At 39.4% G+C, this 15,286-nt stretch carries 17 protein-coding genes; 2 read left to right on the forward strand and 15 right to left on the reverse strand.

The window, feature by feature from the left end; genetic code table 11:
* Positions 1–12: 12 nt before the first annotated feature.
* The 12 genes from HDE68_RS06600 to HDE68_RS06655 form a co-directional block, all read right to left on the reverse strand.
* Positions 13–1,068, reverse strand: a complete 1,056-nt coding sequence (locus tag HDE68_RS06600) for an efflux RND transporter periplasmic adaptor subunit (RefSeq protein ID WP_183880216.1) — start codon at positions 1,066–1,068, stop codon at positions 13–15.
* A gap of 18 nt (positions 1,069–1,086) precedes the next feature.
* The gene (locus tag HDE68_RS06605; protein ID WP_183880218.1) at positions 1,087–2,460 is read right to left on the reverse strand and encodes a TolC family protein; all 1,374 of its coding nucleotides are present in this window, start codon (positions 2,458–2,460) and stop codon (positions 1,087–1,089) included.
* Positions 2,461–2,496: 36 nt separating this feature from the next.
* On the reverse strand, positions 2,497–3,108 hold the full coding sequence (locus HDE68_RS06610; RefSeq protein ID WP_183880219.1) for a TetR/AcrR family transcriptional regulator: 612 nt from the start codon (positions 3,106–3,108) through the stop codon (positions 2,497–2,499).
* Positions 3,109–3,244: 136 nt separating this feature from the next.
* Positions 3,245–3,829 carry a carboxymuconolactone decarboxylase family protein gene (locus HDE68_RS06615; protein ID WP_183880221.1) on the reverse strand — a complete coding sequence of 195 codons (585 nt, stop codon included), beginning with the start codon at positions 3,827–3,829 and terminating at the stop codon, positions 3,245–3,247.
* Between the two features lie 130 nt (positions 3,830–3,959).
* A complete protein-coding gene (locus HDE68_RS06620; protein ID WP_183880224.1) occupies positions 3,960–4,505 on the reverse strand; it encodes a peroxiredoxin in 546 nt (181 codons plus the stop codon).
* Positions 4,506–4,641: 136 nt separating this feature from the next.
* On the reverse strand, positions 4,642–7,005 hold the full coding sequence (locus HDE68_RS06625) for a S9 family peptidase (RefSeq protein WP_183880226.1): 2,364 nt from the start codon (positions 7,003–7,005) through the stop codon (positions 4,642–4,644).
* Between the two features lie 80 nt (positions 7,006–7,085).
* A complete protein-coding gene (gene ygiD / locus HDE68_RS06630; RefSeq protein WP_183880229.1) occupies positions 7,086–7,913 on the reverse strand; it encodes a 4,5-DOPA dioxygenase extradiol in 828 nt (275 codons plus the stop codon).
* 77 nt (positions 7,914–7,990) lie between these two features.
* Positions 7,991–8,563, reverse strand: coding sequence for a YceI family protein (locus HDE68_RS06635; protein ID WP_183880231.1), 573 nt, complete (start codon positions 8,561–8,563; stop codon positions 7,991–7,993).
* A gap of 75 nt (positions 8,564–8,638) precedes the next feature.
* Positions 8,639–9,148, reverse strand: coding sequence for a DUF3347 domain-containing protein (locus tag HDE68_RS06640; RefSeq protein ID WP_183880233.1), 510 nt, complete (start codon positions 9,146–9,148; stop codon positions 8,639–8,641).
* A gap of 31 nt (positions 9,149–9,179) precedes the next feature.
* Entirely contained in the window at positions 9,180–9,989 is an 810-nt protein-coding gene (locus HDE68_RS06645) for a hypothetical protein (RefSeq protein ID WP_183880235.1), read from the reverse strand.
* An 8-nt stretch (positions 9,990–9,997) separates the two neighbouring features.
* A complete protein-coding gene (locus tag HDE68_RS06650) occupies positions 9,998–10,534 on the reverse strand; it encodes a heavy-metal-associated domain-containing protein (RefSeq protein WP_183880237.1) in 537 nt (178 codons plus the stop codon).
* A gap of 120 nt (positions 10,535–10,654) precedes the next feature.
* A complete protein-coding gene (locus HDE68_RS06655) occupies positions 10,655–11,056 on the reverse strand; it encodes an HYC_CC_PP family protein (protein ID WP_183880239.1) in 402 nt (133 codons plus the stop codon).
* Between the two features lie 134 nt (positions 11,057–11,190).
* On the opposite strand from HDE68_RS06655, the gene HDE68_RS06660 reads away from it, so the two are divergent.
* Both HDE68_RS06660 and HDE68_RS06665 read left to right on the forward strand, forming a co-directional pair.
* Positions 11,191–11,913, forward strand: coding sequence for a peptidylprolyl isomerase (locus HDE68_RS06660; protein ID WP_183880240.1), 723 nt, complete (start codon positions 11,191–11,193; stop codon positions 11,911–11,913).
* Positions 11,914–11,987: 74 nt separating this feature from the next.
* The gene (locus tag HDE68_RS06665; RefSeq protein WP_183880242.1) at positions 11,988–12,758 is read left to right on the forward strand and encodes an exodeoxyribonuclease III; all 771 of its coding nucleotides are present in this window, start codon (positions 11,988–11,990) and stop codon (positions 12,756–12,758) included.
* A gap of 13 nt (positions 12,759–12,771) precedes the next feature.
* On the opposite strand, the gene HDE68_RS06670 is transcribed toward HDE68_RS06665, so the two are convergent.
* The 3 genes from HDE68_RS06670 to HDE68_RS06680 form a co-directional block, all read right to left on the reverse strand.
* Positions 12,772–13,338 carry a 5-formyltetrahydrofolate cyclo-ligase gene (locus HDE68_RS06670; RefSeq protein WP_183880244.1) on the reverse strand — a complete coding sequence of 189 codons (567 nt, stop codon included), beginning with the start codon at positions 13,336–13,338 and terminating at the stop codon, positions 12,772–12,774.
* A gap of 604 nt (positions 13,339–13,942) precedes the next feature.
* On the reverse strand, positions 13,943–14,503 hold the full coding sequence (gene efp, locus HDE68_RS06675; RefSeq protein WP_183880246.1) for an elongation factor P: 561 nt from the start codon (positions 14,501–14,503) through the stop codon (positions 13,943–13,945).
* Positions 14,504–14,659: 156 nt separating this feature from the next.
* A complete protein-coding gene (locus HDE68_RS06680; RefSeq protein ID WP_183880248.1) occupies positions 14,660–15,277 on the reverse strand; it encodes an ATP-binding cassette domain-containing protein in 618 nt (205 codons plus the stop codon).
* Positions 15,278–15,286 lie beyond the last annotated feature (9 nt).

The following is a 15,286-nucleotide window of genomic DNA, read 5'->3' on the forward strand; positions in this document are numbered from 1 at the left end:
TGCTTTTAGGGATTAATGAATACTGATCGCACTGTGATCAGTCAGATAAGCTGACCCTGAAATAATCAGTGCCCCGGCATCCTGTAGCCCATCACTAATTGTTACCGTATTTTTTTCAATTCCGGCAACGGTTACTTTAACCTTATGTGCAGTCCTGTTATCGTTGGTAATAAATACAAATCCGCTGTTACCATCCCCATCCAGTAAAGCTTCATAAGGTATCTGCCAGGTTCCTTTGTGTTCAGTTGTTCTCGAAGGATGAAGTGTTGCTTTACCAAACATGCCGGCTGCAATAGCTTTAGGTTTATTCCCTGTTAAGGTGATATAAGCTGTGAAAGTTCCAGTAGCTGCATCAACACCTTCAGATTTACGGCTCACCACACCATCCAGCATTTGTCCCGGAACTGCAGTCGTCTCGATCGTAGCATGATCATTCAGTTTCAGAATGGCCCATTCCCTGTCACTGATCCCCACTTTTAACTGCCATTTTCCTGACTGTGCACCATTCACCTGCAATACTGCTGTACCAGAAGAAACCTGCTGTCCGGCATCAGCCAGTTTACGCAGGATGAACCCATTTTCAGGTGCATGTATTTCAGAATATTTCCTGTTAAAAGCAACCAGGTTCAACTGCTGCCCGGCAACCTGAAGTGAAGTTTTGCTATTTTGAAGTTGTTCCAGCGTAGCTACACTATCAGTATACAGATTTTTTGTACGCTGATAGTCTCTTTTTGCCTTCTCATAAGACAATTGTGCCTGCTGTACCTGTGCATTAATCTCTGTCAGGTTTAAAGTTGCCAGTAATTGCCCTTTTTTCACCGCATCCCCCTCTTTAACCAGCAGACTATTAATAATCCCCCCGGTTTTAAAGGACAACATCACTTCATCATCAGTTGTGAATTGTCCGGAGACAGCAATAGCTGCATTGGTATTTTCCTGGTTCAGCTTCATGATTTTAACAGGGATCGTATCATTTCCTGTTTTTTTACTGACAGCCTGATTTGAATGATTACATGCGTAAAATAATGGTATACACAGCAATAGCGTAGCATAATGAATTGATTTCATCTTGTATATCTTTTTATATTAATTATTTAATGGATAAGCTGCCTGGTCACGTTCCAGCTCAGCAAGCGTAATTTGCAAATCAGCCTGAGCATCAGCCATTCTCAGTTTTGCACTTGTTAACTGATCCTGAGCATCAATCAATTCCAGGTATAACAGTTGTCCTGCGCGGTAAGCCTTCAACTGATCCCTGTAATATTTACCCGCAAACGATAAACCCGAAACCGCACTGGCACAAGCGGCTTTTGCCGAATGATAATTATTATAAGCCTGTACTAACTGTAGCTTAAATGACTGCTCTGTTTCATCAATTTTTGCAAGATTAGACCGTATATTAGACTGGGCCTGCGCTGCGCGGAATTTGTTTTTACCTCCCGTAAAGATGTCCCACTGTAGATTCACCCCCCACAGATAGTATCTTGTTTTGTCATTCACTTTGAAATCCATTCCCTGTGAACCCAGGTCGATAAACGTACTCAGTTTTGGAATCAGGTTAGACCGCTGTAATTTATAATCCAGGTTATTTACGTCTTTCAATAAAGCCAGCTGTTTCAATTCTTCACGGCCGCCAATACCAGCTGTCGTATCAGGCACAGACAATATAGCTGCAATGGCCACACTGTCTGTCTGGATAGTCTCCGTTAAAGAACGATTTAGCAAAAAGTTAAAATAAGCCTTTGCATTATCCGCGGTACGCTGCGCATTGATTAAAGCAGCGTTATTTTTCTCCAGCTCAGTTTGCGCACGCAGCAAGGCTGTTCCATTTCTTACCCCATTACGCAAAAGGCTCGTGTTTACGCGAATATTTTCGTTAATAAGCAGTTCTGCACTCCGGTAAGCTTCGATGCCTTGTAAAGCCTGAAAATAATGATAATAAGCAGTCTTAATATCTTTAACTAAAGCTCTCTTATAAACATTTACAGCCGCCTGCTGGCTGCTGATCAGTTTCTGTTTAATCAATTTATTATAACGGATCTCTGCATTGATCAGCGGAAGCGAGGTCCGTAATTTCACATCATAAAAATTGTCCGGGTTTAATAAGAATGACTGATTCGCAACCTGTGGAAATTTAGAAGATGAAGTCAGTTGATTCAGCGCCGTATAAATCGGGTTAACCAAATCTCCTACCGGGACGTCTATAGTTCTGCCACCAGCAGACTTGGTATAGCTTCCCAGCATACTTACTGTAGGCATATACATTGATTTAGCCTCTTTCAATGCAAACATTGATCTTTCTAAATCAAAATTCTGCTGCTTTAAGCCCTGATTTTGCGCAAAAGCCAATGAAATATAATCATCAAGCTGCCGGTTTTGCTGCTGGGCCATGACGGGGTTTCCAAAAATAAGCATCCATCCGGTGAGTAATACAGATGCTCTGATAAATGATGTATACATAATAAACAGTGTTTAGTAATGGGTCAAAAAAAAGGCCTAAGCCCTTATGGATAATAAATATTCTTCTATTGCTTTGTGTAAAATTTCAGGCACAGAAGCTTCTTCAGGAATCATCACCTTTAAACGGCAGCGAAGATTTAAAGAAACCAAACCATGCGCCATAGACCAGATTTGCAATGCCGCCTGGTTTACATCTTTAAAAATTAACAGGCCTGCCTGAATACATTCCTCAATCAAACTGATTGTGTAAGTAAGTGTATCATGGCCGTTATCTCCATGAACTTCTTTATCCACGTTTGTTGGTGCCCTGATAATAAACATCAGGTCATATAATTCAGGGTTGGCCAAACCGAAAGAAACGTAAGTTTTGCCCAGCTGCTCCAGTCTTTCCAGCAAATCAGTACTAGTTACATTTTGTTTGAATGCCGCTAGTAACTTCAAATAAGCTTGTGCCTGAACTTCAAAAAGCAGCTCATCTTTATCTTTATAATATAAGTAAATAGTGCCGGGGCTGTATTCAATAGCATCGGCGATATTACGGATAGATGTTTTTGCATAACCATCCTCCAGGAACATTTTCATGGCCGCAGTAGTAATCATCGTTTTCATCTCTTCCCTTTCCCGTTCTTTTCTCTCTGATATGCCCATTCTCTTAGATTATACGCCACAAATGTACTGAACACTGTTCAGTAATTCCAAATAAAATGAGATATATTTTCAAAAACCTCCATATACAACAAAAGGAGGCCCTTTTCAGAACCTCCTTTTCTGTAATAATTATAGACTAATAAATTACTTTACCGGCAGAAGTAACGATTGAAGCAATACGAATAGCATCAAATACACGTTCTTCAGTAGCACCTAATGCTAAAATAGACTCTTCATGTGCATTCACACACATTTCACATCCGTTAACAGCAGAAACAGCTAAACTCATTAATTCAAAAAACTCTTTACCGGTAACCGGGTTACCCATTAACTGCATGCGTACACGTGCTGGCATTCTTGTATATTTTTCTTTAGCCGTAAAGTGACGGAAACGGTAAAGAACGTTGTTTAAAGCCAATAAAGATGCGCATCCTGCTGCCTCAGCAATTTCTTCGGCAGTAGCATCTTTTGACTGTGCATATTTCTCAAAGAAATCTGTCAATACTTTATTGTTATTGTTCACAGCGATGCTCACACCTAACAAAGCACATTCTTTCTCAGTAATATGTGCTGAAGTTAAAGTGCTGCTGAAATTTAATTTCAGGTCACGTACGTATCTTGAATTACCTTTTTCTAAAAGGTGTATGCTTTCATTTCTGTAGCCTTCGTTTAAACCAACAATGGCTAATAATTCTTCTATGGTTTCAGTACTTTCACTCATTTTTTTATGATTTTATGAAGCTGTCTTTCGCTTAAAAAGCAGATTCTATGGATATAAAAAACCCCTGCAAAATGCATTTACAGGGGTTTTTATGAATTAAACCCTGTTTAAAATAAACAGGAACTTAAATTTAAACTGTTAAAGTTGCTTCACCTTTTTCCCAGTTACAAGGACAAAGTTCGTCAGTTTGTAAAGCATCAAGTACTCTTAATACTTCTTTTACATTACGTCCAACGCTTAAGTCATTTGCACTAGCCCAACGGATAATTCCTTGTGGGTCAATGATGAAAGTTGCACGGTAAGCGATTTTTTCTGTAGGCTCTAAAATGTCAAGTGCTTCAGCTAAAGATTTAGAAGTATCAGCAAGCATAGGGAATTTTAAACCACGTAAATCATCATGGTTATGTCTCCATGCTAAATGCACGTTTTCTGAATCTGTAGATGCACCGATCAAAGTTGTGTCGCGGTCACGGAATTCACCAAAGTTTGCATTGAATTCAGCGATTTCTGTAGGACAAACAAAAGTAAAATCTTTCGGCCACCAGAACATACAAGTCCATTGGTTGTTCTCATTTACTAAAGAAGCAGAAGTTAATGTTTCAAACTCTTTTCCTTTTTCTATACTAACTACAGCTGGTTTTGAATAAGCTGGAAATTGTTCACCTATATTAATCATAATGTTGTTTTTTTCGTTGTGCAAAAATACATCAATACCCGCTCTTTACCAACCCTATTCAAAAGATAACAGATACTTAATATTGATGCCCCTATAGACAAAAACTATAGACAGATCTAGACAGATTAGAAGCACTCTATTTACTAATTAGTGTGCTTTCAAATAGCTTAAAGATCCTTTTATACTCATCTGTCCAGCTTGATGGCTGTACAAATCCATGGTCTTCAACCGGATAAACAGCCAGTTCCCAGTTGTTTTTACCCAGTTCAATAAAGCGCTGGCTCAAACGCACGATATCCTGGAACTGCACATTCTCGTCCACCATGCCGTGACACATCAGTAAATTTCCTTTTAAACCTGCAGCAAAATAAATCGGAGAACTGCGTTTATAGGCCAGTTCATCATTGAAAGGCTCATTCAAAATATTAGACGTATAGCCATGATTATAATGTGCCCAGTCTGTCACTGAACGTAAGGCCGCGCCCGAAGCAAATACCTCAGGTTCATTAAATAAAGCCATCAGCGTAATAAAACCACCATATGAACCTCCGTAGATTCCCACATGCTTAGGGTTTACATTATATTTTTCAACCAGTAATTTTACACCATCCACCTGATCCGTTAAATCCTTTCCACCCATATGGCGGTAAATACCGGTACGGTGATTTCTGCCATATCCGGAACTGGCCGTATAATCAATGTCAATTACTGTATACCCATGATCTGCAAGCAGGTTATGAAACATATATTCACGGGAATACTGGCTCCACCAGTAATGTACATTCTGCAGATAACCTGCTCCATGTACAAATACCACCGCCGGATGGTTTGCTTCAGGTTTTAATGCAGGATAAACCCTTGCATACACCTCATCACCATACCTGTTTTTAAAAGATACCATATCCGGTTCTCTCCAGGGATAAGCCTTAAACTCCTCAGATGAAGATTCCGTTACCTTTATCGCCTTAGCTCCCGGTTTATTCGCCTGGATATATAACTCCCAGGGTTTATTCATATAAGAATAATTAATAGCAAGCCACTGCTCATCGGGAGATAAGGTAACTTCATTTCCCCCCTTCATACTGGTAATCTTAACCGGGTCCCCACCATTGACACTCACCTTATAAAAGTGAGTAATCCCAGGATGCTCTATATTGCCGGTAAAATAAAATGTCTGTTTGTTTTTAGCCAGAGAAAGATTTTTCACCTCCCATTTACCACTGGTCAGCTGACGTTTAACACCACTTAAAACATGTTCCCTGTATAGATGGGAATACCCGCTGGCTTCACTCTGGAAATAAATATTCTCCTCATCTATCCATCCGACATTATCCGTTCCCGTACCAGGGCCACCAATCCAGGCCTCGTCACGTTGCCTGTCTAAAAGCGTTAAGCTTCCTGTAAGTGCATCCAGTTTCAAGATCCAGCGATCCTTATTATCCTGCGATTCAGCAATAACAACCGCCAGCTTACCTGCCGGATTCCAGATAGGGCCATATAAATTAACCTGTCTGTCTTCATTCTTTTTAACCGCAGCCTCCATTTGTTTCGGATAATCTTTCAAATAGTCAGGCAGGTCTTTAATCCCAGGGATCTGTGCCGTTTCCAGCTTATAAATAGTATCACGCTGCTGATCGCAGATGAAATTTTCATATACTGGTAAAGGTTCACCAACCTTAGTTCTGCCCGGAATATCCTCTGTATAACCAGATGCAGTAATAAAATTCGGAACAATAGTTTCCTTGCCCCCCAGTGCCTGGGTTTTTAATCTGTAACTGATATAGCGGCCATCAGGACTGATCACCAGATTGCTAAGTTCCAGATTCCCTAGTTCAATAGCTCTTAAAGGCTTATCATCCCCGGTCAGGTTTTTCTTTTTAGCCAGCCTGAATGCCTCTTTTTGCTTCTTGCTTTTAAGCACATCAAACAGCTCATCCTGTTCAGTATTTAGCCAGCTATCCTGTAAATTCTTTGTTTTTTGTCCTGCAGCAACTCCTTTTTTTCCTGATACAAAATTAGTCAGCTGCTTCAATTCATTCGACTTTAAATTGAGTGCGTATAGATTATTGCCTTTTTGAAAAGCAATTGTCCCATTGTTTAAAAAAACAGGATTATGCTCTCTTTCCAGCGTATTGGTTAACCGCTGCTTCTGTTTGGTCTTAAAAGAATATAGATATAAATCACCCGATTTTTCAGCAATACCAAGACTATGGTCTTTATTATAAATATAATCAGGCATGATTTCCTGATTTGCCAGCTTTTCGTCCGTCTTTACAGGTTTTCCGGAAGAAATATCCACCTTATAATCCTCATTATTATCCTTACGCTGCGGGTTCCATTTAAAATAGATTGTTTTACTATCTGCAGACCAATGATAGTCTGAAGGGGAAACACCGAGCCATTTCTGGTCACGCATGATACTTTCGACCGTTAACACAGGACGTTCCTGTGCTTTTACAATACTTGTACCTAATAAAAATAAGAGGCAGAATTTCTTCATTAATTTAAGCTTAGACCGCAATTTATGAAAAAATTAAGCCTCCTGTCCAACCCGGAAAAAAGGTTTTATAAATGTTACGATTAACCTATCCGTACCGAAGTCATGGTTAAAGACCCTCCAACAGCTTTATCATTGAAAACTGAGACTTGTTCTTTATCGTTCTGCAATCCCAGCGTATACAATAAAGGCAAATAATGTTCTGGTGTTGGAATGGCCAGCATAGCCGCCTTACCCAGGTTCTGATAAGTCAGCAGCGGCTGATGTTCTTTATTCATTATTAACGTCTTAAACTTATCGTTCACTTCCAGCGCCCAGTCATATCCACCCCCATTTATCATTTCCCAGTTTAACATTCTCAGATTATGTACCATATTTCCACTGCCCAGAATCAATACTCCTTTTTTGCGCAGCTGATAAAGCTCTGCGGCAATTTCATAATGCGATTTAGGATCTTTTGTATAATCGATGCTTAATTGCAGTACTGGAATATCAGCCTTCGGAAACATATGCTGCAATACTGTCCATGCGCCATGATCCAGGCCCCAGTCGTGATCTAAAACAACTTCCGTACTGGCAATCAGCTTTGCCGTCTCTGCAGCCAGTAAAGGACTGCCCGGAGCAGCATATTCCACATCAAATAAGGCCTGCGGAAATCCGCCAAAGTCATGTATAGTCTTCGGAAAATTCATTGCTGTAACCGCCGTACCTTTTGTAAACCAATGTGCCGAAACCACAATTACAGCTTTCGGAACAGGTATAGTCCGGCCAATTTCTGCCCATTTCAGACTAAATTCATTGTCTTCAATGCCATTCATTGGAGAACCATGACCAATAAACAAAACAGGCATTAGTTCTTCCTGAACAGGAAGATTACTTGTTAAATTCTTAAGCGCTGATAAATTTGCCATAATCTTTATATTAAAAAGGGGGTTATTCAAGCAATAAAATGCTTAAAAAACCCCCTTCTCTGTTTTAAGCTATCTTATTATTTAGCCTGAACGAATTCCAGGTTTAACTCAATTTTGATGTCTTTCGCAACTGCCATTCCGGTCGGATCATATTTAATATTATAATCTAAACGGTTAACTGTGGTAGTCGCGTGAAAGCCCGCTCTTGTATTTGCCTGCTGATCTTTGGCCGTTCCGCCATAAACAACGTTGAATTTAACGTCTTTAGTTACATCACGGATCGTTAGTTTACCAGCAAGCTCATAATTATTGTCTTTCAGTTTTTTGAAAGATGAACCCACAAAAGTCATGGAAGGATATTTCTCTGCATTAAAGAAATCATCTGTTTTCAAATGGTTATCTCTCATTTCCACACCGGTCGAGACGCTATTTACATCAACTTTAAAGCTGATTTTAGCATCTGTTAAATCTGGCTTAGCCGCATCAATCGTTCCTTCAAATTTCTTGAACGAGCCGTTGACAAAGGATATCCCTAAATGTTTAACTTCAAAATTAATGAAGGTATGCATAGGGTCTGCAGACCACTTTGTTTGTGCAAATGAAGCGGTGCTGATCGAGATGACAAGCAGGAATAAAAATATCTTTCTCATAATTATGTGTTTTAAATAACCATACAAATCTATAGGGAATTATGGCGAAACCCCTTGATGTATGTTAAGAAAGCATTAGTTCTTTTCGAGCGTATCTTTCACGGTACCACAATCATACATCTGGCTTCCGTAATAAGGGTTCTGTATTTCCTTCACCTCATTTAGCCAGCTGAATTTACCCATAGGACAATATTGAACAAAAACTTCCTGAGTATTCAGCTTTAATTCTGTTGTTAGTTTTATAAATGCGGTGCTGATCCCTTCAAAGCTTTTACGTTGACTTTTCAAATCTGTTGTTTTAGCTAACTCTACTGCTTTTTGTTGAATTACAGCAGATTCTTTCATCCATAAAACATGCTGCTGTACATTTGCAAGGCTCTTATGCGGAACCTCTTTTACGGCTTTCTGTAACGCAAGCGCCAATTTTGGAGCTTCCTCTGCTTTATCTGTAGCCAATGCATTTTTTAAAGCATAATAGCTTTTCAAACTTTGATTAAACTGACCAGCTACACTGGTTTTCTGCGCAAGGGCAGGTTGTAAAGATGCCACCAGAAACAGGGCCAAACCTAAAAGTACTTTTTTCATATGTATATTGTTTTTTGAGGGTATTTAAATCTTATTTTAAAACGTTAAAGAAATTAAACTCTGCACGTACCAGGTACATGTTTTTATTATATCTGCCAGCCATATCGCCCGCTACCTGGAACCTGTAGCCCAGATCAATTCTCGTTCTGCTATTCAGGATCACCTGTAAGGCGGGTGCAAGATCAAGATATGACCTGCCATTTGCCGGGTTTGTTTTACCCAGCATCTCGAAATAGACATTGAAATTTGGCTGATTATAGTTTTTATAAACGAATGGAAGAACCAGGTATCCCGACGATAAACTGTAACCAATCATTTGATCGGGCTGCAAGGTACCCGCTACCCGCTGGCTTTCTACATCAAAAGCCTTTGTGTAACTTATCGTACCGGATAAAGCCAGTTTATGCAGTAATTGCGTGACGACCAAACCTCCCTGAATACCACTATTGTCACCCTCCAGATTAATATCCTCTGTATAGGTAGGGCGTTTACTCGTACTAACTCTGCCAAATACAGCAGCCCGTAAATGCTTTTGTGAGTCATCTATAGAAAGAAAGCGGTATTTCGCATATACGCTTCCCCCTTCCAATCTGTATTTACCATCCATATCAGAGAAAAATCCCTGAAAATGTGTCATCAGGTTTTTATTGAAGCTAAACATCACTTCGGGCATAGTCCTGTTCCCTCCGCCATTAAAAATACCTTCATTGGTAATTCTGACACCAATTGATTTGGCAGCCATATTACTTGCCGGCTCCGTAAAGACATATAATTCCTGTGCCCCTGCACGCAAGCTCCCGCCCAGCAGGAAAATTACTGCTGCTAATTGAATATACTTCATTCCGGGATTTAAATACTTAAGTGAAAAATACGCGTTTCTTTACCTTCTACAAGCCCTTTTCCTTTAAGGTAGGTGTCAGATTTTAACTCTGCAGCTTTCTTTTTAAAGGCCGAAGAGGTGATAAAATCTTTATCCATTATCCTGGCAATAACAGGTCCGTCAAGGGTCTTGCTTTTTGCATTGATGAATTGAAAAACGCTACCGTCAAGCTGTGCAAGACCAGCATCATCAACCGCTGTATTTTTGAAATTGATAGTTGCAGAAAGGTCACCTATTGAAAAACCTGCATCCTGAACTTTATCTCTGATCTGATCCAGATCTACTTTCTGACCTGACTTAAAAGTAAGGACGAAAACGTTTCTGTTCAGGTCAGGGGTTACATCTTCAATAAAACCAAGACTTTTTAAAGAGGTTTCAGTTGCTCTTGAACACATAGAACAAGTCAAACCATTAACCTGTAACTCAGCTTTAGAAATTTGCTGTGCGAAAGTACTTCCGCCAATAAACATGAATAAAATTATAATGAAATATCTGATCGTTTTCATAATTGAAATTTTACATAAGACCCTGTTTTTAAAACAGTTCCTCATAGATTAAAAAAATAAATTAATAAAAAAATCAATTACGGATGCTCATCCGCAATTGCTGTTAAATTTATTCCTGATCTAATTTCTGAAAACGCAGTTATAAGCATGCAAGGCAAGCCGGGCGGACAAAGGGGGTACTTTACTTTCCACTTTGCTAAATATTTTCGGCAAAGCAGACTCCACCATTCTTAAAAAGAAGGAAGAAAGAAAAACAGGAAGGCTGTAGTTTTTAGGAATATCAATTTTCAGACCTGTCTGGTGACTGTCTTTGATTTTAGCATCAACCTTAGTGTTTTTGCAGCATGAATCATCTGCTTTAACTGGTTTTTCTGCCTCCTTACATCCGCCGCAATGGGCAACTTCCGTCAAATGAATACCAGACAGCTGACCTCCGCAAAAATGCAGACTCAAGGCAACACCTATTACGCTAATCAGGTAAAAGGCACACAATCCTAAAGCTATCTTTTGTCTTAGTTTCATTATTTACCAAAAGTAAGCATAAAATTCTAAAATAATAAAAGGCCGGGTTTAAGAAACGGAAAGATTACAAGATTATGCCATACCAATTTTTAAAAGCAGAATTCTGTCTTAACTTAGCCAAAAATACCAATAAGATGAAGCCATTCCTTACTTTACTGTTCTTTCTTTGTTTAAATTCTGTCTTTGCTTCGGGGCCAAAACATCAGTATATAAAGATCGCAACAGCTCAGGGTGAATGTATCATTATGTTATACAATAAAACTCCGCATCACCGTGACAATATGGTCAAACTGGTTAAAAAGGGGTTTTATGACGGCACATTATTTCATCGGGTAATTAATGCCTTTATGATTCAGGGAGGTGATCCCGATTCAAAAAATGCCCCTGCCGGCAAAGAATTGGGTAATGGAGATGTAGGTTATACTATCCCTGCCGAGTTCAGGGACAGCCTGTTTCATAAAAAGGGGGTACTGGCTGCTGCCAGAGACGATAATCCTTTAATGGCTTCAAGCGGTTGTCAGTTTTACCTGGTACAGGGAAAAAAATTTACAGACGCACAGCTGGACAGTATGGAAGTCAAAAGACTGAAATTTAAAATTCCGCAGTGGGAGCGTGAAATTTATAAAAATATAGGCGGAGTGCCTCATTTAGATAAAAAATATACTGTTTATGGAGAGATTATCAGTGGCCTGCCATTAGTTGATACTATCGCAGCAGTGAAAACCGACCCGAATAATCGTCCTTTAATGGATGTCAAAATGACTGTTACACTCTTAAAACGAAGAAAAGCACGTAAACTGGAAAAAGAAATGCGAAAATCCGGAGACAGCAGGCTGGCTTTTTTACTGAATCATTAAAAGAAAATAAATACTACAATGAAACCTGCACAAAGTGCAAGCTTCATCACCGTTAAAAAACAATAAAAACTACGATGAAAATACTTTCTTACAACGTCAACGGAATCCGTGCTGCATCAACAAAAAACTTTGTTGGCTGGTTACAGTCAACCGATGCAGATATGATTTGTCTTCAGGAAGTGAAAGCACTTCCCTCGCAAATTCCTGAAATAATCGGCCAGATTGAGAACCTTGGTTATCATCATTACTGGTTTGCAGCAGAAAAAAAGGGATACAGTGGTGTAGCCATTTTTTCTAAAATTAAACCTAACCATGTAGAATACGGCTGTGGTGAAGAATGGATAGATAAAGAAGGGCGCATTTTAAGAGCTGATTTTGACACTTTCTCCCTGATGAGCGTATATCTTCCATCTGGTTCTTCCGGAGACGAGAGACAGGTTAAAAAGTACGAATTCATGGCATATTTTGAGAAGTACATTACCAAACTGCGCGAAACCCATCCAAACCTGATCATTTCGGGAGATTATAACATCTGCCACACTGCTATTGATATACATAATCCTAAATCCAATGCCAATTCTTCAGGTTTCCTGCCAGAAGAAAGAGAATGGATGGGCTTATTTCTTGAAGCAGGTTTTATAGATACATTCAGACATCTCAATAAAGATCCTCACCATTATACCTGGTGGAGCTACAGAGCGGGTTCAAGAGGTAAGAATCTTGGCTGGCGTATTGATTATCATTTAGCAACGCAACCAATGCTGGACCGTATTAAACATGTAGAGATCCTCTCTGACGCTATACATTCAGACCATTGTCCAATATTACTGGAACTGAACGCTTAAAAAAAACAGGCATTTAATCCTTAAAATAAAAAATCTGATCTGGTGTAATACACAGATCCAGACGAACGTCATTGACGTGGGGATCAGCAATGGTTCCCACGCTTTTAAAAAAAGACAGTCCGGCTTTCAGACTGCTGCTTCCCTCCAGAAACCGGTCATAAAAACCCTTTCCATAACCAACCCGGTAACCCCGGTCATCAAATGCCAGTAAAGGCACAATAACAAGGTCTACAATCCCTTTATATTCCTCATCAGCTATTGGCTCCAGAATATTAAATGAACTCTTTAGAAGCTCCTGTTCCCCTTTATAAGGATGATGAGTCATCAAAGAAGTATTAAAATCAGCGCGGGGAACAATTATTTTAATCAGCGGGTGGTGCTTTTTTAGCCAGGCAATGAACAGAAAGGTGTCAGGTTCATTTTTTTCTGCGATAGGTAAAAAGATATGGATTGTATTTACAAGACTAAAATCCAGTGTAGCAAATTGTTCAAGGAGTCCTTCACTTAGCACAGCAACCTGCTCCTGGCTAAGCGCTTTCCTTTTTAAAGTTTCCTGTTTTCTGATTTCGGTTTTATTCATTTTTTATGCTGCGCTGCACTGCAAGTTATAAATCCTCCGGAAATTAGTGCAGGATAATATAATAAACCAGTCAAAAAGGATCAAGTCATAATTTCATTAATCTTCACCCGGTTATGATTTGGTTCTGCCTGAGTGATGGTCGGTGTAAGACCAGGTTGTAAGCAGGCTTAAAGCATAGTAACTCTATGTCATTTCAACTAGTTGTTTTTACTTGGACTTGCCATGCTCTCACGTTACTTTAACATTGCTCTTACCCTAACGAGTACCCGGACAGTACCCGGTCAGTACCCGGCCGGTATAGATTGATTATTTAGCTATTTTGAATCTATTACTAACAGCACGGCCTTGTTTCGGCTTGAGTCATTCCCATGCAAATTGAAAGCTTTCAGAGCAACATTCATATCCATCAGAACATCCCTGGCTCAAAGACTTTCTGTTTAGCGTGTCAAAATTTATGCTTAAAAACAGCCTGCTCCACAAGTTTATGACTTGATCCGTCAAAAAGACCTGTCAGGCAGATAAAAAAGCCTGTAAAAAAGTATGGCTTCGGGAACCACTCCGAAGCCAAAATCAACCTAAACCTAAAACTAAACTATGAAAATTCTTATTTTACTCTTTCTATATATTCGCCTGTACGTGTATCAACCTTAACTTTATCGCCCTGATTGATAAACATTGGCACTTTAATTTCAACATCTGCTCCAACGGTCGCATATTTCAATGCATTTGTTGAAGTGTCCCCTTTAACAGCGGGCTCTGTATACGTCACTTCCAGCTCAACATGCTGAGGAGTTTGTGCCAAAATCGGCTCGTCACTCTCAAATGATATTACAACATTCATGCCTTCTTTTAAGAATTTAATCTGATCTCCAAATAATGATTTTGGGATGTTAAATTGTTCAAAAGAACTGTTATCCATAACAACGAGGAATTCTCCATCTTCGTATAAATATTGGTAATCATTTGTCTCTACCCTGCAAATTGTTACCTCTTCGTCCGTGCGGAATCTATATTCGACTAATTTGCCGCTTTTAATATTCCTCATTCTAGCCTGGTAGAAAGCTCTTAAATTTCCAGGAGTACGGTGAAGAAACTCTTCTACTTGTATCAATTCTCCGTTAAAACGAAGAATATTACCGCTTTTTACTTCTGATGCTTTTGCCATTTTTTTCTGAAATTCATTGCTCTACCAGCAGCGCCATTTCGTGCCGCAAAGGTAAAAACAATTATTGGTTCTACAATAGTTATTTTTAAAATTATATATATAGCTAATTTTCCGTCGATATCTTGACATTAGCCTTGCAATTCATCGCGTTTTGCTTTATTTATAGTCAGTTATCTTTATAAAATTATCGCAAAAAGAATACTCATTTTCCTGATTAGAACCCACCATCACCAGTTTATCTGCCGTAAAATCTCTGATCAATTCATGATACCACTCAATTCCTTGTCTATCAAGGTTAGAAGTTGGCTCATCCAGCAATAGCAGTGGTGTGTTAGTGCAGCAGGCCAAAGCAAGTTTTGTCCGCTGCTTCATTCCCGAAGAAAAATATTTCAGTGCTTTATCCTGAGCTTTCCCTAAACCTAAAAGATCCATAAGATGTGCAGGCCCCGTTCCCGGATGAAATTCTTTAAATTTAAAATGAAAATCGATAGTCTCCTGCAAAGTAAATTCTTCAACCAGGTCCAGATAAGGGGCAGCAAAACTCACTTGCTTATACCATTTCTCAACCGGGATAGCTTTACCATCCTGCGTATAGGTAATTTCCCCCTCAGAAGGCTCCAGATTACCCAGGATCACACTTAACAGCGTGGACTTACCAGAACCATTAGGCCCCAGTATGGCATATTTACCGGCAGCTTTAAAATCATAGGTGAAATTTCTAAAAATCCACTCCTGGTTAAACCGTCTGCCGGCATTTTTTAAATCGATTGTCATTGAAATTTT

This window comes from Pedobacter cryoconitis (assembly GCF_014200605.1).
GTDB lineage: Bacteria > Bacteroidota > Bacteroidia > Sphingobacteriales > Sphingobacteriaceae > Pedobacter > Pedobacter cryoconitis_B.